This is a genomic window from Sinomonas sp. P47F7 (assembly GCF_049332655.1).
GTDB lineage: Bacteria > Actinomycetota > Actinomycetes > Actinomycetales > Micrococcaceae > Sinomonas.
Genome location: NZ_CP186327.1, coordinates 1,461,763 through 1,487,185, shown reverse-complemented (window position 1 = coordinate 1,487,185; position 25,423 = coordinate 1,461,763). Strand labels below are relative to the sequence as shown.

General features: G+C 71.4%; 21 protein-coding genes, 1 tRNA gene and 2 pseudogenes. 9 read left to right on the top strand and 15 right to left on the bottom strand.

Going from position 1 to position 25,423, the window contains the following annotated elements; genetic code table 11:
- Positions 1-97 precede the first annotated feature (97 nt).
- Positions 98-169 (bottom strand) — tRNA-Gln (locus ACOKR1_RS07095).
- An 88-nt stretch (positions 170-257) separates the two neighbouring features.
- On the opposite strand from ACOKR1_RS07095, the gene ACOKR1_RS07090 reads away from it, so the two are divergent.
- Positions 258-908, top strand: coding sequence for a TetR/AcrR family transcriptional regulator (locus tag ACOKR1_RS07090; RefSeq protein WP_422935991.1), 651 nt, complete (start codon positions 258-260; stop codon positions 906-908).
- Positions 909-913: 5 nt separating this feature from the next.
- Here the strand turns inward: ACOKR1_RS07090 and ACOKR1_RS07085 are convergent, their stop codons facing one another.
- The 7 genes from ACOKR1_RS07085 to ACOKR1_RS07055 form a co-directional block, all read right to left on the bottom strand.
- Complete coding sequence (locus ACOKR1_RS07085) at positions 914-1,570, bottom strand: DedA family protein (protein WP_422935990.1); 657 nt, start codon at positions 1,568-1,570, stop codon at positions 914-916.
- A 60-nt stretch (positions 1,571-1,630) separates the two neighbouring features.
- Entirely contained in the window at positions 1,631-1,843 is a 213-nt protein-coding gene (locus ACOKR1_RS07080) for a hypothetical protein (RefSeq protein ID WP_422935989.1), read from the bottom strand.
- A 228-nt stretch (positions 1,844-2,071) separates the two neighbouring features.
- Positions 2,072-3,931: an ABC-F family ATP-binding cassette domain-containing protein gene (locus ACOKR1_RS07075; protein ID WP_422935988.1), complete on the bottom strand. Its 1,860-nt coding sequence runs from the start codon at positions 3,929-3,931 to the stop codon at positions 2,072-2,074.
- 100 nt (positions 3,932-4,031) lie between these two features.
- The gene (locus ACOKR1_RS07070) at positions 4,032-4,973 is read right to left on the bottom strand and encodes a 4-(cytidine 5'-diphospho)-2-C-methyl-D-erythritol kinase (protein ID WP_422935987.1); all 942 of its coding nucleotides are present in this window, start codon (positions 4,971-4,973) and stop codon (positions 4,032-4,034) included.
- A 28-nt stretch (positions 4,974-5,001) separates the two neighbouring features.
- A complete protein-coding gene (gene rsmA, locus ACOKR1_RS07065; protein ID WP_422935986.1) occupies positions 5,002-5,907 on the bottom strand; it encodes a 16S rRNA (adenine(1518)-N(6)/adenine(1519)-N(6))-dimethyltransferase RsmA in 906 nt (301 codons plus the stop codon).
- Positions 5,908-6,055: 148 nt separating this feature from the next.
- Complete coding sequence (locus ACOKR1_RS07060) at positions 6,056-7,198, bottom strand: transglycosylase family protein (RefSeq protein ID WP_422935985.1); 1,143 nt, start codon at positions 7,196-7,198, stop codon at positions 6,056-6,058.
- 266 nt (positions 7,199-7,464) lie between these two features.
- Positions 7,465-8,430, bottom strand: coding sequence for a TatD family hydrolase (locus ACOKR1_RS07055; protein WP_422935984.1), 966 nt, complete (start codon positions 8,428-8,430; stop codon positions 7,465-7,467).
- A 171-nt stretch (positions 8,431-8,601) separates the two neighbouring features.
- Between ACOKR1_RS07055 and ACOKR1_RS07050 the strand changes: the two genes are divergently transcribed.
- The 5 genes and pseudogenes from ACOKR1_RS07050 (at position 8,602) to ACOKR1_RS07030 (ending at position 13,446) form a co-directional block, all read left to right on the top strand.
- Complete coding sequence (locus ACOKR1_RS07050) at positions 8,602-9,639, top strand: AAA family ATPase (RefSeq protein ID WP_415856452.1); 1,038 nt, start codon at positions 8,602-8,604, stop codon at positions 9,637-9,639.
- Positions 9,640-9,644: 5 nt separating this feature from the next.
- The gene (locus ACOKR1_RS07045; RefSeq protein ID WP_422935983.1) at positions 9,645-11,006 is read left to right on the top strand and encodes a DUF58 domain-containing protein; all 1,362 of its coding nucleotides are present in this window, start codon (positions 9,645-9,647) and stop codon (positions 11,004-11,006) included.
- Positions 11,000-12,688: pseudogene (locus ACOKR1_RS07040) on the top strand (transglutaminaseTgpA domain-containing protein); the annotation flags it as partial. The gene ACOKR1_RS07045 and the pseudogene ACOKR1_RS07040, both read left to right, overlap by 7 nt.
- 398 nt (positions 12,689-13,086) lie before the next feature.
- Positions 13,087-13,140, top strand: a pseudogene (locus ACOKR1_RS07035) (hypothetical protein); the annotation flags it as partial.
- Positions 13,141-13,197: 57 nt separating this feature from the next.
- On the top strand, positions 13,198-13,446 hold the full coding sequence (locus ACOKR1_RS07030; RefSeq protein WP_422935982.1) for a hypothetical protein: 249 nt from the start codon (positions 13,198-13,200) through the stop codon (positions 13,444-13,446).
- Positions 13,447-13,646: 200 nt separating this feature from the next.
- Here ACOKR1_RS07030 and ACOKR1_RS07025 read toward each other — a convergent pair whose 3' ends face one another.
- Positions 13,647-15,146 carry an NAD-dependent succinate-semialdehyde dehydrogenase gene (locus ACOKR1_RS07025; protein ID WP_422935981.1) on the bottom strand — a complete coding sequence of 500 codons (1,500 nt, stop codon included), beginning with the start codon at positions 15,144-15,146 and terminating at the stop codon, positions 13,647-13,649.
- Positions 15,147-15,687: 541 nt separating this feature from the next.
- Positions 15,688-16,539 carry a 16S rRNA (cytidine(1402)-2'-O)-methyltransferase gene (gene rsmI / locus ACOKR1_RS07020; protein ID WP_422935980.1) on the bottom strand — a complete coding sequence of 284 codons (852 nt, stop codon included), beginning with the start codon at positions 16,537-16,539 and terminating at the stop codon, positions 15,688-15,690.
- Between the two features lie 32 nt (positions 16,540-16,571).
- On the opposite strand from rsmI, the gene ACOKR1_RS07015 reads away from it, so the two are divergent.
- A complete protein-coding gene (locus ACOKR1_RS07015) occupies positions 16,572-18,245 on the top strand; it encodes a dolichyl-phosphate-mannose--protein mannosyltransferase (RefSeq protein ID WP_422935979.1) in 1,674 nt (557 codons plus the stop codon).
- 19 nt (positions 18,246-18,264) lie between these two features.
- Positions 18,265-20,166: an AMP-dependent synthetase/ligase gene (locus ACOKR1_RS07010; RefSeq protein ID WP_422935978.1), complete on the top strand. Its 1,902-nt coding sequence runs from the start codon at positions 18,265-18,267 to the stop codon at positions 20,164-20,166.
- On the opposite strand, the gene ACOKR1_RS07005 is transcribed toward ACOKR1_RS07010, so the two are convergent.
- The 5 genes from ACOKR1_RS07005 to ACOKR1_RS06985 all read right to left on the bottom strand — a co-directional run bounded on the left by ACOKR1_RS07005 (position 20,157) and on the right by ACOKR1_RS06985 (position 24,812).
- Positions 20,157-21,215 (bottom strand): TIGR01906 family membrane protein, encoded by a 1,059-nt coding sequence (locus ACOKR1_RS07005; RefSeq protein ID WP_422935977.1) that lies wholly within the window; start codon positions 21,213-21,215, stop codon positions 20,157-20,159. The two genes, ACOKR1_RS07010 and ACOKR1_RS07005, sit on opposite strands and share 10 nt — an antisense overlap.
- Before the next feature lie 150 nt (positions 21,216-21,365).
- Positions 21,366-22,649, bottom strand: a complete 1,284-nt coding sequence (locus ACOKR1_RS07000) for an Ig-like domain-containing protein (RefSeq protein ID WP_422935976.1) — start codon at positions 22,647-22,649, stop codon at positions 21,366-21,368.
- Between the two features lie 15 nt (positions 22,650-22,664).
- On the bottom strand, positions 22,665-24,164 hold the full coding sequence (ahcY, locus tag ACOKR1_RS06995) for an adenosylhomocysteinase (RefSeq protein WP_422935975.1): 1,500 nt from the start codon (positions 24,162-24,164) through the stop codon (positions 22,665-22,667).
- Positions 24,165-24,362 carry a Trm112 family protein gene (locus ACOKR1_RS06990; protein ID WP_422935974.1) on the bottom strand — a complete coding sequence of 66 codons (198 nt, stop codon included), beginning with the start codon at positions 24,360-24,362 and terminating at the stop codon, positions 24,165-24,167.
- A gap of 63 nt (positions 24,363-24,425) precedes the next feature.
- Complete coding sequence (locus ACOKR1_RS06985; RefSeq protein ID WP_422935973.1) at positions 24,426-24,812, bottom strand: DUF3499 domain-containing protein; 387 nt, start codon at positions 24,810-24,812, stop codon at positions 24,426-24,428.
- Positions 24,813-25,040: 228 nt separating this feature from the next.
- Between ACOKR1_RS06985 and ACOKR1_RS06980 the strand changes: the two genes are divergently transcribed.
- Entirely contained in the window at positions 25,041-25,409 is a 369-nt protein-coding gene (locus ACOKR1_RS06980) for a metallopeptidase family protein (protein WP_422935972.1), read from the top strand.
- The last annotated feature ends 14 nt before the right edge of the window (positions 25,410-25,423 follow it).

Below are 25,423 nucleotides of genomic sequence, written 5' to 3'. Positions count from 1 at the left end.
GTTCCAGTTCAGCTTGCCAAGCGGGATTGGACACCGACGTCGGCCATTCTATCCACGCGGGGCGGACCCCACGCGAGCCGGGGCCGCCGTGCGCTCGTTCCGCCCCTAGGATTCGAACCTAGACTGCACGGCTCCAAAGGCCGGCGTGCTGCCATTACACCAGGGCGGACCGTGCCCGAACGGACGGCGGGAAACTCCCGCCGTAGCTCGCGGCACAATCGTCTATTCTGCCATGTTCGGCTGCTTACGATGGTCGAATGAGCCAACCGAGCCCTGACCGAGCCGCGCCGCGGATCCGCATGACGGGCCCCGCGCGGCGCCGACAGCTCATCGACGTGGGCCGCGGGCTTTTCGCGGCGAAAGGCGCCGATGCCGCCACGATCGAGGAGATCGCCTCGACGGCGGGCGTCACGAAGCCCGTCATCTACGAGCACTTCGGCTCGAAGGAGGGGCTGTACCGGGTGGTCGTCGAGGAGGAGTCCGAGCTCCTCCTGCACGCCATCACGGGATCCCTCGCGGAGGACGCGAAGCCGCGCGTGCTCGTGGAGCGCGCCGCGATGGCTCTCCTGACGTACATCGAGAACCGCAGCGAGGGCTTCCGGATCCTGGTCCGCGACGCGCCTCCCGGTCAGCAGGCGGGCGCGCTGACGTCGATCCTCTCCCGCATCACCGCCCGGGTCGAGCACATCCTTGCCGACGAATTCGCCGCGCGCGGCTTCAGCGCGGGCGACGGCGCGATGTACGCCCAGATGCTCGTGGGCATGGTCGCGATGACCGGGCAATGGTGGCTCGACGCCCGCAGCCCCGACAAGCGCGAGGTCGCCGCACACCTCGTGAATCTCGCCTGGAACGGGCTCACGGGCCTCCAGAAGGAGCCGGCCCTCGTGGACGACGCCGCGCGTGCTTGAGAGTTTCAGGGCTGTCCGGGCTCGTCGTGGTGCGAGCCGCGGTACGAGCGCTCCTCGCGGCGCTCGGCGCGGCCCTTGCGCACGCGCCACACGATGACGCCGATCACGGCGATCACGAGGACGATCGCGGCGAGGTCCCGGCCCGCGGCCTTCGCCACGACGTCGTACGACGCACCGGCTACGAAGCCCAGAAGCGTGAAGCCGACGCCCCACGTGGCCCCGCCGAGCGCGTTGAACGAGACAAACCGGGGGTAGTGCATCTGCGAGGCCCCGGCGAGTGCGGGCATCATCGCGCGGAAGAACGCGACGAACCGGCCTAGGAACACGGCCCATCCGCCGCGCCTGCGGAGGAACGCCTGGGCGTCCTCGAGCCGCTTGCGGTGGCGGTCGAAGACCCGGAAGCCGAGGAGCCGGGGGCCGAGGTGCTTGCCGATCTCGTAGCCCACAGTGTCGCCGGCGATCGCCGCGAAGACCACGAGGGGAACCATGATCCAGATGTTCGCGTGGCCCTGGCTCGAGACCACGCCGCCGAGCACGGCGGCCGTCTCCCCCGGGATCACGAAGCCCACGAAGATCGCGTCCTCCGCGAACACGAGCGCGAACACCACGAGATACGCCGCAAGCGGCGGCATCCCGAGAATTGCGTCAACGATTGCGCCCATCTCAAGGATGGTATCCCCCGAGTCTGGACACTTCCAGCGAGGACGCTGAACCCACGCGGGCTAGCCGGCTGCCCGCATTCCGTCGATGCGCCGCACGTCGGCGCCGTCCGTCACGTGCACCATCCGCCGGCTCATCCCGCCGTCCTCGCGGAGCCAGAAGACGGTCCCGTCGGGAGCGACCTCCTCGACGATCCCACTCAGGTTGAGTCCTTCCAGGCCCTCGACGCTCACCACGTCACCGCGGACGAACCGCCCGAAATCATCACTGTGCATAGTTGTCCCCTAGAGCTTGCTGTCCCGTGTCAAGCGGGTTCAGCCTACGGGGGCTTCGAGACACGGAGATGACGCGTCGGTGAACGCTCATCCCCCTACTGGACCTCGCCTCGGGCCCCTCAACGGGCCCCTCAACGGGCCCCTCAACGGGCCCCTCAACGGGCCCCTCAACGGGCCCCTCAACGGGCCCCTCAACGGGCCCCTCATCGGGCCGGAGATCGTCGCCGCCTACTCAAGCACTTCAGAGGCCTCAAGCCATTCGAGCTCGAGCTCCTCCTTCTCGGCGAGGATCGCCTGGAGCTCGGCGTTGAGCTCCGCAAGCCGGCCGTAGTCCTCGGCCGCCCCCGCCATCTTCTCGTGCAGGGCGGCCTCCTGCTCGGCGAGCTTCCCGAGCCGGCGCTCCACGCGGCTGAGGTCCTTGCGTGCCTGGCGCTTCTCGGCCTCCGTGGCGCCGGATCCACTGCTCGAGCCGGCGCCCGAACCCGACCCTCCACCCGCGGCGCCCGTCGCCGCGGTAGGCGACCCCCCGCCGTCGTCCGTGGCTCCGCCCGCGCCGCTGCCCGCGAGGCCCGCCTCGCGCAGCTCGAGGTACTGCTCGACGCCGCCGGGGAGCGCACGGATGGCGCCGTCGCCGAGGAGGGCGAGCTGGTGGTCCGTGACGCGCTCGAGGAGGTACCGGTCGTGGCTCACCACAACGAGCGTCCCCGGCCAGCCGTCCAGGACGTCCTCGACGGCCGCGAGGGTGTCGGTGTCGAGATCGTTCGTGGGCTCGTCGAGCATGAGGACGTTCGGCTCGCCCACGAGGAGCCGGAGGAGCTGCAGCCGGCGCCGCTCACCGCCCGAGAGCTCGGACACGCGCGTCCACTGCTTCTGATTCGTGAAGCCGAGCTGCTCGACGAGCTGTCCGGCTGTGAGCTCCTTCGCGCCGACGGAGAACGTCTGCTTCTCGCGCTGGATGACCTCGACCACGCGGAGGTCGGCGACGTCGTCGAGCTCGCCGACGTCCTGGCTCAGCACCGCGGGCACCACGGTCTTGCCGCGCTTCACGCGACCCGACGTGGGCGCGAGCTCGCCCGTGAGGAGTCGCAGGAGCGTCGACTTTCCCGCGCCGTTGACGCCGACCACGCCCACGCGCTCGCCCGGCGCGAGGCGGAGCGTCACGTTGTCGAAAAGGGGCCGTGCCCCGGCCGACGCCTCGCCGTACGCGAGGGTCACGCCCTCGAGGTCGATCACGTCCTTGCCGAGCCTCGCCGTGGCCATCTTGGACAGGGCGACGGCGTCGCGGGGCTCGGGCACATCCGCGATGAGCTCGTTGGCGGCCTCGATGCGGAACTTCGGCTTCGACGTCCGGGCGGGCGCGCCGCGGCGGAGCCACGCGAGCTCCTTCTTCATGAGGTTCTGCCGCTTGCCCTCGACCACAGCGGCCATCCGGTCGCGCTCGGCGCGGGCCAGGACGTACGCGGCGTAGCCGCCGTCGAACGGCTCGACGATCCCGTCGTGGACCTCCCACGTGCCCGTGCAGACCTCGTCGAGGAACCAGCGGTCGTGGGTCACGACGACGAACGCGCCCTCGTTCGCGCGCCAGCGTCCCCTGAGGTGCCGCGCGAGCCACGCGACGCCCTCGACGTCGAGGTGGTTGGTGGGCTCGTCGAGCATGATGACGTCGTGCGGCTCGATGAGGAGCTTCGCGAGCGCGACGCGGCGCCGCTGGCCGCCCGACAGCGCGCCCACCTGGGCGCGCCAGTCGACGTCGCCCACGAGTCCCGCCATGATCTCCCGGATGCGCGGGTTCGCCGCCCACTCGTGGTCCGCGCGGTCGCCGACGATCGCGCTCCCCACGTCGAGGTCGCCGTCGAGCACGTCCGCCTGGTCGAGGTAGCCGACGTTGAGGCCGCGGCGCCACGTGACCCGGCCGCCGTCGGCCGTGGCGCGCTGGGCGAGGAGCCGCATGAGCGTGGACTTGCCGTCGCCGTTGCGGCCCACGATCCCGATCCGGTCGCCGTCGTTGAGGCCCACGGTGACGCCGTCGAGGACGGTGCGCGTGCCGAAGGAAATGCTGAGGTTCTCGCCGCCGAGCAGGTGTGCCAAGGATTGCTTTCTCGGGTGGGTGGGGGGGTGAACAAGGTGGGGTGGGACGGGTTGGGTGGGACGGGTTGGGTGGGTCAAAAGGGGTGGGTCACGAACGGGCCTACAGCAGGGTATCGCTCACGATCCGCGCCCCAGGAACCGGGCCGTGGACGGCGAGCGCCTCGGCGCCGCGTCGGCCCAGGGAGTCCGCGAGCTCGACGGCGGCCCGCGGATCCTCGGTGAGCATCGCGACGGTGGGGCCGGAGCCGGAGACGAGCGAGGCGAGCGCGCCGTGCGAATCGCCCCAACCGAGCGTGTTCCGGAGCTCGGGCGCGAGCGAGACGGCGGCCCGCTGCAGGTCGTTCACGAGGAGGTGGCTCAACGCGTACGCATCCCCCGCGCGCACCGCGGCGAGGATCCCGGGCTCGACGTCGCTCGGCTCCTCCGCCTCGAGGCCCTCGGCGGCGCGGAGCCGGTCGAGCTCGCGGAACACCGCGGGCGTGCTGAGCCCGAAGTCGGCGGGCACGAGGACCCAATCGAGCCGCTCCGTCGCGAGGGCGGGCGAGAGCTGCTCCCCCACCCCGAGGCCGACGGCGGCGCCCCCGAGGAGCGCGAACGGCACGTCCGCGCCGAGCTCGGCCCCGAGGTGGGCGAGCTCCTCGCGCGAGAGTCCGGCTCCCCACAGCGCGTCGCAGGCCACGAGGGTGGCGGCGGCGTCGGCCGAGCCGCCGCCCATGCCCCCGGCCACGGGCACGCGCTTCGTGATCTCGAGGTGCACGCCCGTGGCGTGCTCGGACACCTCGGCCATGAGCGCGGCCGCGCGGACGGCGAGGTTTCGCTCGTCGAGCGGGATCTCGAGCGAATCGACGTCGAGCGTGCTGTCGGGGCTCAGGCTCACGGTGATCCCGGGGCCCTCGGTCATGGTGGCCCGGACTTCCTCGAAGAGCGAGACGGCGAGGTAGACGCTCGCGACGCTGTGATACCCGTCCGGGCGGGGCGGGCCCACGCGGAGCGAGACGTTGACCTTGCCGGGGGCCTTGGCACGGACTGATGTGCGGCCCATGGCGCTCCCTGATCGCATGCCCCCCACGCTATCCCAGCGTCTCCGCCCCGCCAGAGTCCGGCGCACCGGATCCCGCTGGGCGCGCCGCTGGGCGGTGCTCGGCGATCCGCACGAAGTCGGCGATCGCGAGCGTCTCGCCGCGCGCGCTGGGGGCCACACCCGCGGCGACGAGCGCCGCCTCGGCCGCGGGCCCTCCGCCCGCCCAGCCGGAGAGGGCGGCCCGGAGCGTCTTGCGCCGCTGGGCGAACGCCGCGTCGATGACGGCGAAGACCTCGGCGCGGCTCGCGTCCGTCCGCGGCGGTTCGCGCCGCTCGAAGGCGACGAGCCCCGAATGGATGCGTGGCGCGGGCCAGAAGACGTTGGTGCCGATCACGCCGGCCTTGCGCATCGTGCCGTACCACGCGGCCTTGACGCTCGGCACGCCGTAGATCTTGGAGCCGGGCTGGGCCGCGAGCCGGTCCGCGACCTCGTCCTGAACCATGACGAGCCCGTGGCGCAAGCTCGGGAAGTGCTCGAGCAGATGGAGGACCACGGGCACGGCGACGTTGTACGGGAGGTTCGCGACGACGGCGCTCGGCGGGGTGGAGAGGCTGGTCACCTTGAGCGCGTCCGCGAGCACGAGCTCGAAACGGCCGACGGCGTCCGGTCGCCACCGCGCGACCGTCTCCGGGAGCTTTCCCGCGAGGAGGGGGTCGATCTCGATCGCGACGACGCGCGCGGCGGCGTCGAGCAGCCCGAGCGTGAGGGACCCGAGTCCGGGACCCACCTCGAGCACCGTCTCGCCGGGATCGAGCTTCGCGGCCGCGACGATGCGGCGGATCGTGTTGCCGTCGATCACGAAGTTCTGGCCGAGCGTCTTGGTCGGGCGGACGCCGAGATCCTCGGCAAGGGCCCGGATGTCGGCAGCCCCCAGGAGGTGGGCGGGTTCAGTCACCAGTGCATCCTATCGGCGGGTCGCATTCGGTCCGCCAAACCGTTGCGCCGTCACCTTCGCAGGGCCACCAAACCGTTGCGCCGTCACGACCGCAGGGTTGGGCCAGCGGACGTGACGGCGCAAGCGGAGAGGAGTGCCTAGGAACGGGTCAGCGCGACGCCGCCCACGCGCAGCCCCACGGTGCGAGGCCGGCCTTCGCGTAGTAGGTGTTGGCCACCGCGATCTGCTGCGCCTTCGTGGCGAGGGACGCGTTGGGCGCGTACGCCCCGCCGCCGTTCGCCATCCACGACGAGATGTTGAACTGGAGGCCGCCGTAGTAGCCGTTGCCCGTGTTGGCGGCCCAGTTGCCGCTGGACTCGCACTGGGCGATCTTGTCCCACATGGCCTCGTTCATCACCGCCGGGGCCGCCGCGCCGGTGTTGGCGCCGGCGTCCGGCTGCTTCGTCCCGACGAGGACCTTCTGGACCACGGGCTGGACCGTGACGTTCTGGGAGACGAGGGTTCGGCCCGCCTCGCGACCGTCGACCGTGACCACCTGGTACGTCTTGACGAGCGAGCCCGCGACGCCCTGCTGGACGACCTTTGTCTGGCCGACGGGGAGGTCCGGCGCGTCGGTCTTCTCGGTGCTGAACGGGATCGGCTCGGTGACGGTATCCGCCTTGCCGGTGTCGACGCGCGTGACCTTGAGCACGAGGCCGGTCACGACGGGCGCGTTGGGGGCGAGCGACACATGGTCGTTCGCGCTCAGGGTGAGCCCCAGCTCGGTGAGCAGGCCGCCCACGGTCCCGGCCGCCGTCGTCCGCGTCACGGACTGGCCGTCGACGAGGATCGTGACGTCCTTGGGGGTCGTGATGTCCACGACGCTGCCCGCGGGCTCAAGCGTGGTGGAACCCGCGAGGGAGACGACGCTGTTGGAGGCGACGCCGAGCTCGCGGACCAGCGCGTCGACGGTAGGGACGGTCGTCTCGACGGTGCGCTGGGCGCCGTCGAGCTTGACGGTGACCTCCTTCGAGCGGTTCACCGTGATGACGGCGCCGTTCCCCACGGCGTCGCCGAGCGCCGGCTGGACGAGGTCGGCCGGCTTGATCTCCACGTCAGCGCCCCGGATCACCTGATCGACGGTCCCGGCGAAAGTCTGAACGGTGCTGGCCCTGCCGTCGACGCTCAACGTGACGGTCTTCGTGCTCGCCACGAACGCGGTCGTGCCCAGCACGAGCGCACCCACGACGGCGACCTGGCCGGCAATCCTGAATGGCTTTGCCGCGGCGTTCTCGGCGGAGTATCTGCTCACATGTGCCCTCACCTCGCAGGACCGGGCACGGGCGGATCCGGACGCGGGCACAGGGCTCTCCCCTCGCGCGGCGCGCGCAAGAAAAGCAGGTCTGTCCCTAGCCCCGCGCGCGTGGCGCACGGGCACATACGTCCGGCGGCCTTCCCCGACCCCGGCTGTTGGGAAATGAGCGTAATCGAAGTGTTATCAAAGGGCAAGCCATTATCACGGATCCATTACGCGGCGGGCCGCCCACGGGCCTGCCGCCGGGCCCGCGCGAGGCGCCTTCAGTCCCAGCTTCCGTAGGCCGCTACCGTGTTCTCGCCGATGCGGGAGCACAGCTCCGCAAGGTCCGCGCCGAGCACCTCGGCCATGCCGCGCACGGTGTACGGGACCATGTAGCTCGCGTTGGGTCGGCCCCGGTAGGGGTGCGGCGTGAGGAACGGCGAATCGGTCTCGACGAGCACGCGCGCGGGGTTGGCGATCGAGAGGGCCTGGCGGAGGTTCTCCGCGTTCTTGAACGTGAGTGTCCCCGCGAAGGAGAGGAACCAGCCGTTCTCGTTGCACGTCCGCGCGAGGTCCTCGCCGCCCGAGAAGCAGTGGAAGACCACACGCTCGGGCGAGCCCTCCTCGCCGAGGATCCGGACCACGTCGTCGTGGGCGTCGCGGTCGTGGATCTGGAGCGTCAGGCCGAGGCGCTTGGCGATGTCGATGTGGCGGCGGAACGAGTCGCGCTGGATCTCGAGCGCCTCGCCGTGCGTGCGGAAGTAGTCGAGCCCGGTCTCCCCGATCGCCCGCACGCGCGGATGGGACGCGAGCCGCTCGATCTCGGCGAGCGCCGACTCGAACTCGCCCCGCGCGGCGTAGCGCGGCGCGTCGTTCGGGTGGAGGGCCACGGCCCCGAGCAGGCGAGGGTCGGCGTCGAGCGCCTCCACCGTGAACCGCGAGGACGGGAGGTCGCAGCCCACCTGGACTGCGCGATGCACGCCCACGGCCTCGGCAGCATCGAGGGCCTCGCGGACACCGACCTCGACGAGCCCGTCGCGGAAGTTGAGGTGCGTGTGGTTGTCCACGACTGGAACCGGGAGCGGCTCGGGGGCGGGCGGGTACTCGAGGCGGCGCTTCCGGCCCGCCTCGTCGTGGGCCGCGCGGAGCTCGCCCTCGCCGCCGCGCGGGCCGCCCGCGGACCCGCCCTCGGCCGCCGCCTCGCCGTCGGTCCAGCGGTAGGCGGCGGGAGGAAGCGAGGCACACATGATTCCCACTCTAGGCGGACCCCGCCAGCCCCCATGCTCGCTGTCAGGCGGGTCACAGCCCGGTCACAGGATGGGGGGAGTCTGGAGCGCCAGGTTACGGGTAACGTGGACACCACAGGGTGTGACGGAGGTCTCCTCGCGGTCACTCCTCCACCGGCCCGAGGGGGACGCATGGATGTGCACCGCATCGGCGGGACCGCGCTCACGCCGCTGAGGCCGAGCCCCCCGCCCAAGGCCTTGCCGCCCGCCCAGTTCCGCGCGACGTGCGAGGCGATCCTCGCCGCCGTCGACCGGGTGATCGACGGCAAGGCCGAGGCGTCACGGGTGGCGCTCACGGTGCTCCTCGCCCAAGGCCATCTCCTCGTCGAGGACGTCCCCGGCGTCGGCAAGACCATGCTCGCCAAGACGCTTGCGCGCACCATCGACTGCTCCGTGAGCCGCATCCAGTTCACGCCCGACCTCCTCCCGAGCGACGTGACGGGCGTGTCGATCTACAACCAGGCCACGCGCCAGTTCGAGTTCCGGCCCGGCGCGGTCTTCGCGAACATCGTGATCGGCGACGAGATCAACCGCGCCTCTGCCAAGACCCAGTCCGCGCTCCTCGAATGCATGGAGGAGCATCAGGTCACGGTGGACGGGACCTCGTACGGGCTGAGCGAGCCGTTCATGGTCATCGCGACACAGAACCCCATCGAGATGGAGGGGACGTACCCGCTCCCGGAGGCCCAGCGCGACCGCTTCATGGCGCGCATCTCGATGGGCTACCCGGACGAGGCCGCCGAGATCGAGATGCTCGAGAGCCACCAGTCGGAGTCCCCCCTGCTCTCGGTCGAGCCGGTCGCCGAGGCCTCCGACGTTCTCGCCATGACCGAGACGGTCAAGTCCGTCTACGTCTCGGACCCCGTGAAGGAGTTCACGGTCGCGCTGGGCCGAGCAACGCGCACGAGCGAGAAGATCCGCCTCGGCGCGAGCCCGCGCGCAGTCCTCCAGCTCCTGCGCTCGGCCAAGGCCCGTGCGGCGCTCGACGGGCGCGACTTCGTGCTCCCGGACGACATCGCCGCGATGGCACCCTCGGTACTCACCCACCGGCTCATCCTCGACCGCAGGGCCGCGGGCGCCGGGCTCACGGCGGCCGGGATCCTCGAGGCGCTCATCGCGGCCGTCCCACTCCCGTCCGACGGCGCCGCCCGCCTCCGCAGACAGGGCTGAGTCCCATGGCGTCCCCCACTTCGCGCTGGCGCGGCGCGCCGTGGCAGGGAGCGCTCACGGCCTCCGGCTGGGGCTTCGTGGGCACGGGCGTCGTGGTGCTCCTCGCAGCCCAGCTCATGGGACGCCGCGACCTCCTGCACCTCGCGGTCTTCCTCTTGCTCGTCCCCGCCGTCGCGTGGCTCGCGAACCGGCTCTTCCGGCCCGGCCTCTCCGTGGACCGCGCGAGCGATCCGCCGGTCGTCGAGGCCGGCCACACGGCCGAGGTCCGCCTCGGGGTCGGCCACACGGGTGTCCTCGTCGGCCGGCTCTCGATGGCCGAGCACCTCCCCGCATCGCTCGGCGAGGGGCCGGACTTCGCCTATCCGGGACGCACCGTCGGCACCGACGGCGCGAGCCGCTACCGCTACCAGCTCGCGTGCCCGCACCGCGGCCTCTACCTGCTGGGGCCGGTCGAGGCGCGCTCGAGCGACATCTTCGGCCTCGCGGAGCAGCGCACCCGGATCGATTCCGGGACGCGGCTCACCGTGACGCCGGCCCCCGTGCCGCTCGCAGCGTCCGTCCTGTCGGGGCTGCGTGGGATCGACGGCGTGATCGCGACCCGCATGCAGGCAAATCCGTCCGAGGACGACGTCATGACCCGCGAGTACCGGCACGGCGACCCCATGCGCCGCGTCCACTGGGCCGCGACGGCCCGCCAGGGCCAGCTCATGGTGCGGCAGGAGGAGTCCGCCACGTCGCCCGAGGCCACGATCGTGCTCGACCTTCGGCGGGATGCTTTCCCCACGGCGACGGGCCGCCCGGCTCCCCCGGGCGAGTGGGCTCCGGGGCCGCCCGAGTTCGAGTGGGCCGTCACGGCGACGATGTCAGTCGCCGCGCACCTCGCCGAGCTCGACTACACGCTGCGCCTCCTCGACGCGGACGGAACGCTCGCGCTCTCCCACTCGCCGTCGTCGCCCGCTCCCGACGCGCCGGACTTCTCGGGCCGCGAAGGCCTCGCCGCGCTCGCGGAGGGGCTCGCCGCGATCCTTCCGCGCAACGGCGAGAACGCCCCGCTCGCGCCGGCCATCGCCGCGCACCCGTCCGAAGGCTTCGGGGATCTGCTGCTCGACAGGATCGAGGCGCACCGGCAGCGAGGGCCCCTCGTGGCGATCCTCGGGCGCACGAGCGCCCAGGACGCGCGCGTCCTCGCGCCCGCCGCGGCCTCGGCCGAGCGCGCGCTCGCACTCGTCGTCACGGACCGGCCGGGCGCGTGCCGGGGCGCCGTCCAGACGCTTCGCGCCGCCGGCTGGCTCGCGATCGAAGCGACCGCGCATACGCGCCTCGAGTCCGCGTGGCTCGCGCTCACCTCCGGGATGCCGCCATGGTGACGACCGCGCCCGTCCGCCCGAGCGAGGCCCCGTCGCCGCGCGGGCCCCGCCTGCCCTGGATCACGCGACCGCTTGCGTGGCGTCCCGCCGTCATCGGGCTGTGCCTCGCGGCGTCCGTCGCGGGCGCGTCCCTTTCGTACGACGGCGTCCTCCGCACCTGGGCGTGGCTGTACCCGGTGCTCGTGGTCGTGTTCGCGACGTCCGCGGCCGTCGCCGTCCTACGGCTCGTGCGCGCGCCGGTCGTGGTGCCCTCGCTCGTGGGGCTCGTGGCCTGGGCGCTTGCGCTGTGCAACATGTTCCTGCGCGACACAGCGATGCTGGGCTTCATCCCGACCCCGCAGACCATCGACGCGGTCCGCGAGGCGCTCGACGAGGCCTGGAGCACGATCTCGTTCGAGGCCGTCCCGGCGGCGCCCAACGTCGGCGTCGTCGCGCTGCTCACGGGCGCGCTCGGGCTCACGGCGCTCATCGGCGAGGCGATCGGCGTCGCGTGCCGCATGCCGGCCGTCGCGGGGGTCGCGCCGCTCTCGGTGCTCGTGGTCCCCGCCCTGCTCAAGCCGTCCGGGCCCGGCGCGTGGGGCTTCGCGATCTCCGCTGCCGCCTACCTCGCGGCCCTCGCCCTCGCGCGCGCCGAGGCCGCGGCCGGGCACGGCGCCGCCGCGCGGGGCTCGGGCGCCGCGGTCTCGCCGTCGCGCGTGGTCGTGATCGTCGCCGCGATCGTGGTGGGCGCGCTCGTGATCCCCGCGCTGGTGCCCGGCTTCGACCGCGGGAGCTTCCCCGAGGGCTCGCGGCTCAAGTACTTCGGCCAGAACGTGGGCCTCAATCCGTTCATCAGCCTGGGCAGCGATCTCCGCAGCGCGCAGGGCGTCGGGATCATCCACTACGCGACCGACTCGACCCAACCCGTGTACCTCCAGACCGTCACGGTCGATTCGTTCGACGGCAGCACGTGGGGCCCGGACAACCGCGACGACCAGCGCCACAATTCGCTCGACGCCATCACCCCGAACACGGCGCAGACCGCCGCGCTCACCGCCACCACGACCGTCATCTCGACCGGCAACTTCACGAGCCCCTACCTTCCGTCCCCTATGCGCCAACGTCGGTTTCCGGCGTCGAGGGTCGCTTCGGCTGGGACCCGCTCAACCTCAGCATCAAGGGCGAGCCGGGCGGAGCCTCGAGCAGAACTACGTGGTCCGCTCCGTCACGCCGAACGTGACCGCGGCGCAGCTCGACGCCGCGCGCTCAGGCCCGCGCGGGATCGGCCGCGAGACCTCGAACGTCCCGGCGGTGTGCCGAACCTCGTGCGCACGACGGCGGAGAGCGTCACCAAGGGCGCGGCGTCGCAGTACGAGAAGGCCCTCGCCATCCAGGCCTACCTCCGGACCTTCACGTACTCGGAGCAGGCCCCCGTCCAGGACGGCTACGACGGCACGGGCATGGACGTCCTCGAGAAGTTCCTCGAGAAGAAGTCGGGCTACTGCATCCATTTCTCCGCGGCGATGGCCGTCATGGCCCGGCTCGTGGGCATCCCGAGCCGCATCGCGGTGGGCTTCGCCCCCGGGCATCCGACGGGCGGGACGGTCGCGGTGGCGGGCGTCGGGTCGCTTCCCGAGTACCAGGTCGACGCGCGCGACGCCCACGCGTGGCCCGAGCTCTACTTCGAGGGGCTCGGCTGGATCCCGTTCGAGCCCACGCCGTCCCGCGGCGTCCTTCCGCCTACGCCCAGACGGATTTGCCGTCCGGGCGAGCACGAACATCGAGAACCCCAACGACGGGCTCAAGCCGACCGCCGGCCCCGCGACCCCTGCGCCGTCCGCGACGCCGCAGGCCACGACGAGCGCGGGCCAGTCCGCGGCCGCGTGGGAGCCAGTGGGCGCGATCGCCGCGGGCGTGCTCCTCGTCGTCGCCCTCCTGATCCTCCCGGCCGCCGTCCGCGAGGCCCAACGGAGGCGTCGGCTCACGCGGGGAGTCGACGGTGCGTGGAAGAGCTTGAGGCGCTCGGCTTCGACCACGGGATCCCCCGCTCCCCTCGGACACGCCGCGAGCGTACGCGCGTCGCCTCGAGGCGTGGGAGGCCGACGACGGCGGGACCGTCCATGCGGCCCTCGCGACCCTCACGCGCGAGTACGAACGCTACGAATACGGCCGCCCGGGGTACGAGGCGGACCAGGGCGCCGCGCGCGAGGCGGTGACCGCCGTCGCCCGTGCCGGCCGGGCGAGCGGCTCGGTGCTCACGCGCGCCCGCATTGCCGCGCTCCCGCCGTCGGCCTTCGCCCGCCCGCGGCATGCGATGGGCCGCGCCGCGCGGCGGTCCGCCGGTGCCGCTGCCGGACTGCTGGGCCGCGTGTTCGGGCGGCTCCTGACGCCGCTGGCCCCCGCCGCGCAGGCGGCAAGGGCCAGACTCGGGCGTCTCACGAGGGGCCTACGGCGCCGCTGAGCGCCGCGGCCGGCTGAGCCCGGCTCGTGCTCCAGCCCACTTCTTCAGCGCGGAATCCGATGTCCGCCGCGACCCGCCGGACCCGCGACCGATTGGGAAAGTACAACCGGGCGCGAGCGGACGCGGCGGGTGCCTTAGCCCGCGTAGGGATCCGCGATGCTGTGCTTGTCCCTCCGTACGAGGCACCCGCCTCGGGTGCCTTAGCCCGCGTAGGGGTCCGCGATGCCGATGTACTGCGTCGTCGTGTACTCCGCGATGCCTTCGGCGCCGCCCTCTCGGCCCAGGCCGGACTGCTTGACGCCGCCGAACGGGGCCGCGGCGTTCGAGATGACCCCGGCGTTGAAGCCGACCATGCCGTACTCGATCTGCTCCGCGACGCGGAACATGCGCGCGTAGTCGCGGGTGTAGAGGTACGAGGCGAGGCCGTACTCGGTCGCGTTGGCGAGGCGGATCGCGTCCTCCTCGGTCGCGAAGGTCGTGATCGGCGCGACGGGGCCGAAGATCTCGTTCTTGAGGATCTCGGCGTCGTTCGGCACGTTCGCGAGGACGGTCGGGGCGTAGAAGTAGCCGTCGCCGTCGATCGGAGCGCCGCCCGTGGCCACCGTGGCGCCCGCCTCGACGGCCTCCGTCACGAGCGCGTGGACGTCCTTGCGGGCGCCGCCGTCGATGAGCGGGCCCACCTTCGCGTCCGACTCGGTGCCCCGCCCCGTCTTGAGCGCAGCCATCGCCGTGGCGAACTTGGCCGTGAACTCCTCCGCGACCGATTCCTGCACGAGGAAGCGGTTCGCGGCCGTGCAGGCCTCGCCCATGTTGCGCATCTTGGCCGCCATGGCGCCCTCGACGGCCTTGTCCAGGTCCGCGTCCTCGAACACGATGAACGGCGCGTTCCCGCCGAGCTCCATCGAGGTGCGCAGCACGTTCTGGGCGGCATCCGCGAGCAGGCGCCGGCCCACCGGCGTCGAGCCCGTGAACGAGATCTTCCGCAGGCGGTGGTCCTTCAGGAGCGGGGCGGAGATGCCCGAGGCCGACGACGACGAGACGACGTTCAGCACCCCGGCCGGCAGCCCCGCCTCCTGCATCACGGCGGCGAAGAGCTGGGTGGTCAGCGGCGTGAACTTGGCCGGCTTGACGACCATCGTGCAGCCCGCCGCGACCGCCGGACCGATCTTGCGCGTGGCCATCGCGAGCGGGAAGTTCCACGGCGTGATGAGCAGGCACGGGCCGAGCGGCTTGCGCTGGACGAGGATCTTGTTCTTGCCCTCGGGGGTCGTGACGTAGCGGCCGTAGTCGCGCACGGCCTCCTCGGAGAACCAGCGCAGGAACTCGGCGCCGTACGTGACCTCGCCCCGGGACTCGGCGAGCGGCTTGCCCATCTCGAGCGTCATGAGGAGCGCGAAGTCCTCGGCGCGCTCGGTCACGAGCTCGAACGCGCGGCGCAGGATCTCGCCCCGCTCGCGCGGCGCGGTGCGCGCCCACGCGGCCTGGGCGGCGTCGGCGGCGTCGAGCGCGGCAACCGCGTCCTCGCTCGTCGCGTCCGCGATCTCCAGGAGGGTCTTCCCCGTCGCGGGATCCTCGACGGCGAACGTCTTCCCGCCCGTGGCGTCGCGCCACTCGCCGTTGATGAGCAGACCGGTGGGAACGCGGCCGAGAAGCTCGGCCTCGCGCTCGGGCGTGACAAGCCCTGTGGTGATGGCAGACATGTCGGCTCCTTTCGCCGTGCGGGACTCAGCGTCGGGTCCCTGGGATCGCCTTCTACGCTAGGCCTTGAGCGGCGCGAGTGTCTACGCACACCTGCATCACGGATTGGGGGCAGCGCTGTGCGAGTGCACAGCGAAGAACCCCGGATTTCCGCGGATTCCAGCCCCCACCCCGTTGCGCCGTCACCTCCGCAGGGTGCCCACCCCTTGCGCCGTCACCTCCGCAGGGTGCCCACCCCTTGCGCCGTCACCTCCGCAGGGTGCCCACCCCTTGCGCCGTCACCCCCGCAGGGTGCCCACCCCTTGCGCCGTCACCCCCGCAGGGTGAGCGGACGACGGCGGGCGCCCACCCGCCGTCGTCCGCTCACCCCAACTCGCCCTGAGTAGGGGCCGCCGGCCTTCCCGACCGTGACTGAGGCCGACAGAGCGGCGTGTCGCCCGCGACACGCCGCTCTGGGCGAAGAAACGACACGCCGCTCTGGGCGAAGAAACGCCGCGAAAACTGGTCGGAATCCACGCGCCCCGCCCCACTGTCCGTGAGGCCTCACCGGGCGGCGAGAACCGCCGCGTACAGCTCCCGCTTGCTCGCGCCGGCATCGCCCGCGACCGCGGCCACGGCGTCCTTGAGCCGCGCCCCGCCGTTCACGAGGGCGTTGACCTCCGCCACGAGATCCTCTGCGCTCGCGGGCTCGGCGTTGGGCGCGCCCTCGACGACGACCGCGATCTCCCCCCGAACCTCGTTCTGCTCGGCCCACGCGGCGAGCTCGCCGGCAGAGCCGCGGAGCACCTCCTCGTATGTCTTGGTGAGCTCCCGGCACACCGCGACGCGCCGCCCGGCGCCGAAGCCGTCCGCGACCGCCCGCAGCATTGCCGACAGCCGGTGGGGGGCCTCGAAGAAGACCATCGTGCGCCGCTCGCCCGCGAGCTCGGCGAGCCGGCTCGCACGCTCCCCGGCCTTGCGTGGCAGGAAGCCGTCGAAGCAGAAGCGGTCGGTCGGCAGCCCGGACAGCGCGAGCGCCGTGAGCACCGCCGACGGTCCGGGCACGGCCGTCACCGTCAGGCCCTCCGAGACGGCGGCCTCGACGAGGCGGTACCCGGGGTCGGAGACGGCCGGCATGCCCGCGTCCGTCACCAGCAGGACCGTCCGGCCCGCACGCACGTCCTCGAGCAGCTCGGGCGTCTTCGAGGCCTCGTTGTGCTCGTGATAGCTCAGAATTCGCCCGGTCGGCTGGACTCCGAGTCCCTGGACGAGGCGATGCAGCCTGCGCGTGTCCTCGGCCGCAATGACGTCGGCCTCCCCGAGGAGTTCGATAAGGCGCCGGCTCGCGTCGCCGAGGTTGCCGATCGGGGTCGCCGCGAGCACCACACGTCCGGGTCCGGGCTCAGTTTCACGCACCCGCCCAGCCTACGCCGGTAGCATGGGCCGGGATGAGCGCCCCCACCGACACCCGCGAGCCCCAGCTCGGCTGGAACACCCGCCGCCGGTGGGTCATCGCTCCACCGGCCCCGCCGCGCGTCGTCGACGAGCTGCGCGAGCGCCTCCTCGGGCCCCTCGACCGCTGGCGCGACTGGCCAGCACTCCAGCGCACGCTGTACTGGGCGATCCCGCTCGCGAGCGCGGTCATCGCCGGCCTCCTGCGCTTCACGGACCTCTCCCGCCCGCACAGCCTCATTTTCGACGAGACGTACTACGTCAAGGACGCGTACTCATACCTCCAGTTCGGGTACGAGCGGAACTGGGGCGACGACGCGAACGCGAAGTTCATTGCCGGCGACTTCAGCAGCCTCCAGTCGACGCCCGAATACGTGGTCCACCCGCCCGTGGGCAAGTGGATGATCGCGTTCGGCATGTGGCTCTTCGGCCCGTCGAGCTCATTCGGCTGGCGGTTTTCGGCTGCCCTCGTCGGGACGCTCTCGGTTGCGCTCACGGCGTGGGCTGCGTACAAGCTGTTCCGCTCCCCCATCGTCGCCGCGGCCGCGGGCGTGCTCCTCGCCGTGGACGGCCACCACATCACGATGTCACGCATCGGGATCCTGGACGTCTTCCTCTCGTTCTGGCTCTTGGTCGCCTTCTGCGCCTTGCTCAAGGACCGCGACGACGGACGACGGCGGCTCGCGGCCCGGCTGGGAGCGCTCGCTCGGCCGGATGGGCGGGATCCTGGGCGGGCGAGGATCCGCGCGACGGCCCTCGCGACCGGTCCGTGGCTCGGCATCCGGTGGTGGCGCGTCGCGGCAGGCGTCTCCCTCGGCCTCGCGGTCGGCGTGAAGTGGTCGGCCCTCGCGTTCGTTGCCGCGTTCGGGCTGCTCACGGTCCTGTGGGACGCGAGCGCGCGCCGCAGGGCGGGCATCCGCGCTTGGCTGCCGGCCGCCGTCGTCCGCGACGCCCCGCTCGCGGCGGTGAGCATCGTCGTCGTTGGCGCGGTCGTGTATCTCTCGACGTGGACCGGCTGGTTCCTGTCCTCGGACGGCTACTTCCGCCACTGGGCAGACACGCACCCTGACCCGCTGTGGCAATGGGTTCCCGGCTCGCTCCGTTCGCTCGCGCACTATCACTTCGAGGCGTACTCATTCCACACGACCCTCACCACGACGCATCCGTACGCCGCAAGCCCGTGGAGCTGGCTCGTGCAGGGCCGTCCCACCTCGTTCTACTACGCCGAGCCGACCGCGGGCTGCGGCGCGGACCGGTGCAGCTCGGCCGTGCTCTCGCTCGGCAACCCGCTCATCTGGTGGGCCGGGACGATCGCACTCGCGGTCGCCGTCCTCCTGTGGGCCGGGCGGCGTGACTGGCGGCTCGGCGGGCCGCTGTGCGGGATCGCGGCGGGCTACCTCCCGTGGTTCATGTACCCCGACCGGACCATGTTCGCGTTCTACGAGGTCTCCTTCGAGCCTTTCTTCGTGCTCATCCTCGCGTACATGATCGGCCACGTCCTGGGGAGGCCCACGGACCCTCCGTGGCGGCGACAGGCGGGCCTCCTCGGGGTGGGGCTGTACTTCGTGCTCGTCCTCATCGTCTCGGCGTACTTCATGCCGATCTGGACGGCGCAGACCATCACGTACGTCGACTGGCGGCTCCATATGTGGATGCCGAGCTGGGTGTGAGATTGGCAGAATGGGCCCTGTGAGCAGCAGCACTTCGGAGAACGCCGACCCCGGCGAAGGGGCGCGGGATCCGAGCCGATCCGACGTGCCTGGCGGGCACGTGCGCGAGGCGCACGCAGACCGGCTCGGACCGCGCCGAGCCGACAGGGTGAACGCGACCGATCTGCTCCTCGAACGGGCCGCCGCGACGCCGGAGCGGCACGTCTACGCGCTCCGCGACGGCCCCTCGTGGCACGGCGTCGGGGCCGCAGACTTCCTCGACCAGGTGCGCTGGCTTGCGCGCGGGCTCGTTGCGGGAGGCCTCGGCGTGGGCGACCGCGTCGCGATCCTCTCCCCCAGCTGCTACGAGTGGTCCCTCGTGGACTTCGCGGTCTGGTATGCGGGCGGGGTGAGCGTGCCCATCTACGAGACCGATTCCCCGGCCCAGATCGAGTGGATCCTGCGGGATTCGGGCGCGAGCCGGGTCTTTGTCGCGCCGTCCCTCGCGGCCATGGTCACCAACGTGCTTGAGGGCTCGGCAGAGCTCGCCGAGCGGTTCATCCGGGTCACGACCCTCGAGTTCGAGGGCGAGGGAGCGACGCTCAGCAGCCTTGCGGGCCCCGGCCACGGTGTGAGCGAGGCCGAACTCGAGCGGCATCGGGCCGCGGCGGGGCTGGGCTCCCCTGCGACGATCGTCTACACGTCGGGGACCACAGGCCGTCCGAAGGGCTGCGTGGTGACGCACGGCAATCTCGTGCTGCTCGCGGACAATCTGATCCCGCACCTCGACGATCCGCTCGGAGCCCCGGATCCGCGCACTGTCATGTTCCTGCCACTCGCGCACGTGCTCGCGCACGCCGTCCAGGTGGTGTGCCTCGCGGCCGGCGCGACCGTCGCGTACAGCAGCCCCGCGGACCTGCTCTCGGCGCTGCGCAGCTTCCGCCCCACGTTCCTCCTGGGGGTGCCGCGGATCTTCGAGAAGGTCTACGCAGCCGCGCTCGATCAGGCCGCGCAAGCGGGCCGCTCGGGCGTGTTCGCGAAGGCGGCCTCCGTGGCGCGCGACTATTCCGCCGCCCTCGACGCCGAGGCGTCCGGACGCGGCGAGGGTCCCGGCAAGCGGCTGAGGCTCGCGCACGCCGTGTTCGACAGGCTCGTCTACGGGCGGATTCGGGCGGTGTTCGGCGGCACCCTCACCACCGCTGTGTGCGGCGGCGGGCCGCTGAGCCCCCAGCTCACGCACTTCTTCCGCGGCGTCGGCGTGCCCGTCCTCGAGGGCTACGGGCTTACCGAGACCACGGGGCCGTGCGCGGTCAATACGGCGGACAACGTGCGAGTGGGCAGCGTCGGGCGGCCCGTGCCGGGAACCTCAGTGCGCCTTGCCGACGACGGCGAGATCCTCGTGCGCGGCATCGGAGTCTTCGGGGGCTACCACGGTGCGACGGAGGCCACGGTGCTCGACGCGGATGGCTACTTCGCGACGGGGGACCTCGGCCGGCTCGACGCCGCGGGCTTCCTGACGATCACGGGGCGGAAGAAGGACCTCATCGTCACGGCTGGCGGAAAGAACGTGGCACCCGAGCCGCTCGAGGAGATCCTCCGCGAGAGCCCTCTCGTCGAGCACGCGATCGTGGTGGGCGAGGGCCGGCCCTTCGTCTCCGCGCTCATCGTCTTGGACCGGGACGGCCTCGCGAGGTGGTGCCGCGATCACGGGCGCGAGCTCGACCTGCGAGCCGCCGCCTCCGACGCCCAGGTGCTCGGCGAACTCCAGACCGCCGTCGACGCCGCGAACGCGCTCGTCTCGCGCGCCGAGAGCATTCGCAAGTTCGCCGTCGTCGGCCTCGAGCCGAGCGTCGAATCGGGACAGCTCACGGCCTCGCTCAAGCTGCGGCGCGCGGTCGTCGTCGCGGACTGCCGCGACGACCTCGAGACGATCTACTCCTGATCGTCCGCCGCGGCGAGCTCGGCGTCGGAGGCCTCGGACTTCCGCTTGGTGGGCCAGGCGAAGATGATCGTGAGTGAGCTGACCACGAGCACGAGCACGCCGATCACGATCGCCGAGTCCATCCAGAATTGGGCTGGGAAGAGCCGGATGAGCGTGTCGGAGAGCTGGAACGTCCAGGTCCCGTTGGCAAAGAACAGCCGGTGGAAATCCGTGAAGAACGTCTGCCAGCCCATGATGGCGAAGACCGCGAGGCCGAGAACGAGCACGAATGTGACGATCGCTCCCGCGAACAGGCCACGGCCGAAGGCGCCGCGGCGCTTCCGGAGCACGAAGTAGACGACCACGAAGAACGCGAGCAGTACCGCGCCTGCCGCGTAGGCGGTGAGGAAAACGAACTTGACGTCCGCCATGTGGCCGACCTCGCCGTCCGTGAAGAGCGGGCTCCCGGTCGGGAGCTGGAGGTCGCCGAGGTAGCGGCGTCCGGCGAAGTTGGCCAGATAGTCGAGCGCATACGAACCGTACGTGAGGCGGTCGTCGACCGAGAATCCGTAGCCGTCGCCGGGGAAGCCGGGGCGGAAGTATTCGAGCCACAGGAACGCAGGCGTCGCGACGGCGCGGACCGCTCCGATGAGCAGGAGGAACGGCAGGAAGATGGCCATGAGCACCTGGAGGACCCGGGGGGCCACGGGCTTCGCCTTCGCGGCCGCCTCGCGCTGCTCCGTCCGGCGGCGGACCTCGTCCTCCGGCGGACGCACTTGGAGCGCGGACGTTGGCGACTGCTCGCGGAGACCCGGGGTGGACGCGGCACTCACGGGCTCAGGGGCACCGTTGGCCGCCTCGGGAGCCTTGGCTTCGCGGGAGGACTCGGGCCGGTCGTGACCGGAACCGGGCTCCTCCGAGGCGCCCCGCTCCCCGTCGGCGCGGTGTGCCGCGGGGGTCGAAGCCGTTGACGTCCGCATCCATTCGAAGGCGGGCTCGTCGGTGTCTTGGGAGTCGTCCAAATTCACCTCCGGCTTCAGCTCGTGCCTGTCGTCCGTCACGTCCATCATCCACCCACGCCTCTGACGGGCCGCCCCACGGCAAACCCACGTTCGATCTGTCCCTGTGTCCCACGGTAACCGGTCACTCGCCCGCGCGTGGTCAGGAGGGCGGGCTGTGGCCGAAGCGTTATCGGCTTTCGCGGCCCGTGACGGGCGCGATCAGCCGTTCGCGTACTGGGACCACGCGATGTTCCAGTCCCCGAAACCGTCGTCGAAATTGGCGAAGTCGCCCTGCGTGTTGATGATCTGCACCACGTCTCCCGTGGTCATGTTGTTGAACACCCACGCGGCACCGTCGGGGCCGAGCCCGATGCAGCCGTGCGAGACGTTGGCGTTGCCGAGGTAGGGAATCGCCGTGTCCGTGGCCTGGTGGATGAACTCGCCGCTCGGAGTGAGACGGGTCGCATATTCGACGTCGAGCTCGCCGTAGTTGGCGGGATCGCCGGGCTTGAGCCCGATCGTGGCGGCGACGAAGTGCGCCTTGCGCTGCTTCTCCATGAGCACGAGGTAGCCCTTCGCGGAGGGGAACCGCGTGTCGCCGAGGGTGGCGGGCCACGTCTGGACCTGCTGGTCGTTGATGTACGCGGTGAACGTATGGGCCTGGGCGTCCGCGACCGCGGTGCGCTTGTCGCCGATGTGCACGGTATTGGACTTCGAGAAGTTGCCGATCTGGCCGTTCCCGAGGTCTACACCGAACAGGTCCATCTTGACCGTGATGGTGCTGTGCGCCGCCCAGTACTGTTCGGGCCGGTAGCGCACCATCGTGTCGCTGTACCAATGGAACGCACCGGCCTGGCCGGAGCTCGACGTGACGGTGATCGCCTTCTCGACGGCCTTCTTGTTCTTCACGGGCTCGCTGAACGTGAGCTGGATCGGCTGCGCGACGCCCACGTTCATGCCGTCGAGCGGGTACATCGCGGCGTCGGCCTCGTTGGCGGTCGAGACGGTCGCAAACGTCGAGGTCGCGGTCGAGGTCCGCCCGGCGCCGTCGAGGGTCGTGTAGCTCAGCGTGTACGTCGCGTTGAACGAGAGCGGATCGCTCGACGTCCAGGCAGAGCGGCCCGGGTTGAGCGTGCCCTGCACGTTCTGGCCCGTCGACGAACGCAGGCTCACGTTGTCAAGCGTGCCGTTGGCCGCCGTGACGGTCACGGGCGCGGAGGGATTGACTTCCTTCGCGCCCGTCACGGGCACGGTCTGCGCCGAAGCGGGGGCGACGACGGGGTACGCCGTGCCCGGTTGGGTCCGCACCGCCGTCGCGGCCTCCGAACCGATGGGGGAAGCCTGAAGCGGGCCGACGGCGGCAAACGTCCCGCCGAGGCCGGCGACGGCGAGCACCGCAACGAGGCCGATGACCTTGCCGCGGCGCGTGCCGAACCAGCCGCCTAGCCAGCGGCGGCCCACCTTGTGGCGCCCGTCCTCGGGCGTGTCCCCCATGATTCGCATGCAGACAATGCTAAGTCAGTACCGGTAGTGATCCGGCTTGTACGGGCCCGCCACGTCGAGGTCGAGGTAGTCGGCCTGCTCCTTGGACAGCTCCGTGAGCTCGACGCCGAGCGCGTTGAGGTGCAGCCGCGCGACCTTCTCGTCGAGGATCTTCGGAAGGACGTAGACCTTCTTCTCGTACTCGCGCTCGCCTGCGGACTGCTCGCGCTTGGTCCAGAGCTCGATCTGGGCGATCGTCTGGTTCGCGAAGGAGTTGCTCATGACGAACGAGGGGTGGCCGGTCGCGTTGCCGAGGTTGAGCAGGCGACCCTCCGAGAGCACGATGATCGAATGCTCGCCGCGGGCCTCGCCACCGTCGTGCGCCGCCTGCGCCGGGAAGACCCACTCGTGGACCTGCGGCTTGATCTCGACCTTGCGGATGCCCGGCAGCTTCGCGAGGCCCGCCATGTCGATCTCGTTGTCGAAGTGGCCCACGTTGCCAACGATCGCCTTGTCCTTCATCGCGGACATGTGCTCGGCGCGGACGATGTCCTTGCCGCCCGTCGTCGTAATGAAGAGATCGCCCTCGTGCACGACGCTCTCGAGGCGAACCACCTGGTAGCCGTCCATCGCGGCCTGGAGCGCGCAGATGGGGTCGATCTCGGTCACGACGACGCGCGCGCCCTGGCCGCGGAGGGCCTCCGCGGCGCCCTTGCCGACGTCGCCGTAGCCGCAGATCACCGCGACCTTGCCGCCGATGAGGACGTCCGTCGCCCGGTTGATGCCGTCCGGGAGCGAGTGCCGGATGCCGTACTTGTTGTCGAACTTGCTCTTCGTCACGGAGTCGTTGACGTTGATCGCGGGGAACAGGAGCTTGCCCTGCTCGGCGAGCTGGTACAGCCGGTGCACGCCGGTCGTCGTCTCCTCGGTGACACCGTGGATGCGCTGGGCGATCCGGGTCCACTTCTGGGGATCCGCCGCCTGGCCCGCGCGGAGGACGTCGAGGATGATCCGGTACTCCTCGGGGTCGTCTTCGGTGGGCTGCGGGACCGCTCCGGCGGCCTCGAACTCGACACCCTTGTGGACGAGGAGCGTCGCGTCGCCGCCGTCGTCGAGGATCATGTTGGGGCCGAGCTCGGGGTTCTCCGCCGCGCCGGGCCATGTGAGGATCTGCTCGGCGGTCCACCAGTACTCCTCGAGGGACTCGCCCTTCCACGCGAACACCGGCACACCCTGCGGGCTAGCGGGCGTTCCCGTCCCGACGACGATCGCGGCCGCGGCCTCGTCCTGAGTCGAGAAGATGTTGCACGAGGCCCAGCGGACCTCGGCGCCGAGCGCCACGAGCGTCTCGATGAGCACGGCCGTCTGCACGGTCATGTGCAGCGAACCGGCGATACGTGCGCCCTTGAGCGGCTGGGACTCCCCGTACTCCGCACGGAGTGCCATGAGGCCCGGCATCTCGTGCTCGGCGAGGCGAATCTGGTGGCGGCCGGCCTCGTGGAGGGAAATGTCGGCGACGCGGTAGTCGAAGGTCACTTAGGACTCCTGGTGCAGGACCGGCGGAAGCAGCACGGGAATGCCGTCCTCGATCGGGTAACGCGGAACAGTGCCGTCCGGCCCCGGGGCGCTCGCCACGAGCTCGTCAGCCTCTTGGACCAGGGCGGCGCCGGTGACCGGGCACCGCAGGAGGGCAAGAACGTCGGAGCGCAGCACCGGAGAGCTGAAAGACGGCATGGATCCCAGCCTACATGGCACGCCCGCAGAACCTTCGGCGTCGCCCGGCCCGGCGCTGCTCGCCTAGAGCGGCTCGCGCAGCGCCCTCAGGTGACGGCCGCTCGCGACGTCGACGCCCGGCGGCGGCGCGAGCGAGGGCTGCGGTTCGCGGACGGTGCGCTGCGCGGGCTCGGCGGGGGCGTCGTCGTCCGCTCCGTCGCGCACCGCCTCGGCGAGCGCCAAGAGGTCATCGGGGCTCGGCTGGCGGGCCGGAAGCGCAAGGCGCAGCACCTCCCAGCCGCGCGGAACCGTGAGCTTGTCAGCGTGCTTCGCGCACAGATCATAGGTATGGGGCTCCGCAAACGTCGCGAGGGGACCCAGGACTGCGGTCGAGTCCGCGTAGACATAGGTCAGCGTCGCCACCGCGGTCTCGCGGCAGGCCGATCGGGAACAATGGCGGACTTCTCGCACAGCCAGTACCCTACTCTGCCCGCCACACCCTGCGGGCGAGCGACTCGGTTAGCGCGCCGCCGGGGGCCGGACTACAGTCGATATATGCAGGATCGTTCCACCTCGGGCCCCCTTCCGGGACTCAGCATTCGCCCCCTCCCACCGGCTGGAGAACCGGGCGAAGGCCGTCGCCGCGGTTTCCGGGAACGCCGGCGGAATCGCCACGGACGAGGGCTGCGCGGAGAGATCATGCCGGCGATCCTGCCGGGGAGCCGCACGCGCGGCGAGCGTTTCGAAGACTGGGTCCTCGATTCGGCGGATCGCCTCCAGGAGCTGCGAGGCAATGAACTCGAGGGCGTCGAATATGTCGTCGAGGAAATCCCGCCGGGACTCGAGAAGATTCTGCGCGAGGGCGGCCGGCCGCCCCAGGGGAGCGTGACCCGCGCCACCCGCGGAAACCCGGCGCGCATCACCGTCTACCGGCGCGTCGTCGAGACCGAGGCGCCCACGGCCTCGGAGGCGCAGGACCTCGTCCACGACGTTGTGGTCGAGTACACGGCGGCGCTCCTCAACGTCGAGCCCGAGACGCTCGACCCGTACTACCGCGGCTATCGCTGACGGACGCGCCCCCT

Bases quoted from the DNA above. Each gene is read 5' to 3' on its own strand.
- ACOKR1_RS07090 (WP_422935991.1), top strand. From the start codon at position 258: ATGAGCCAACCGAGCCCTGACCGAGCCGCGCCGCGGATCCGCATGACG.
- ACOKR1_RS07085 (WP_422935990.1), bottom strand. From the start codon at position 1,570: ATGGGCGCAATCGTTGACGCAATTCTCGGGATGCCGCCGCTTGCGGCG.
- ACOKR1_RS07080 (WP_422935989.1), bottom strand. From the start codon at position 1,843: ATGCACAGTGATGATTTCGGGCGGTTCGTCCGCGGTGACGTGGTGAGC.
- ACOKR1_RS07070 (WP_422935987.1), bottom strand. From the start codon at position 4,973: ATGGGCCGCACATCAGTCCGTGCCAAGGCCCCCGGCAAGGTCAACGTC.
- ACOKR1_RS07055 (WP_422935984.1), bottom strand. From the start codon at position 8,430: ATGTGTGCCTCGCTTCCTCCCGCCGCCTACCGCTGGACCGACGGCGAG.
- ACOKR1_RS07050 (WP_415856452.1), top strand. From the start codon at position 8,602: ATGGATGTGCACCGCATCGGCGGGACCGCGCTCACGCCGCTGAGGCCG.
- ACOKR1_RS07045 (WP_422935983.1), top strand. From the start codon at position 9,645: ATGGCGTCCCCCACTTCGCGCTGGCGCGGCGCGCCGTGGCAGGGAGCG.
- ACOKR1_RS07025 (WP_422935981.1), bottom strand. From the start codon at position 15,146: ATGTCTGCCATCACCACAGGGCTTGTCACGCCCGAGCGCGAGGCCGAG.
- ACOKR1_RS07015 (WP_422935979.1), top strand. From the start codon at position 16,572: ATGAGCGCCCCCACCGACACCCGCGAGCCCCAGCTCGGCTGGAACACC.
- ACOKR1_RS07005 (WP_422935977.1), bottom strand. From the start codon at position 21,215: ATGATGGACGTGACGGACGACAGGCACGAGCTGAAGCCGGAGGTGAAT.
- ACOKR1_RS07000 (WP_422935976.1), bottom strand. From the start codon at position 22,649: ATGCGAATCATGGGGGACACGCCCGAGGACGGGCGCCACAAGGTGGGC.
- ACOKR1_RS06990 (WP_422935974.1), bottom strand. From the start codon at position 24,362: ATGCCGTCTTTCAGCTCTCCGGTGCTGCGCTCCGACGTTCTTGCCCTC.
- ACOKR1_RS06980 (WP_422935972.1), top strand. From the start codon at position 25,041: ATGCCGGCGATCCTGCCGGGGAGCCGCACGCGCGGCGAGCGTTTCGAA.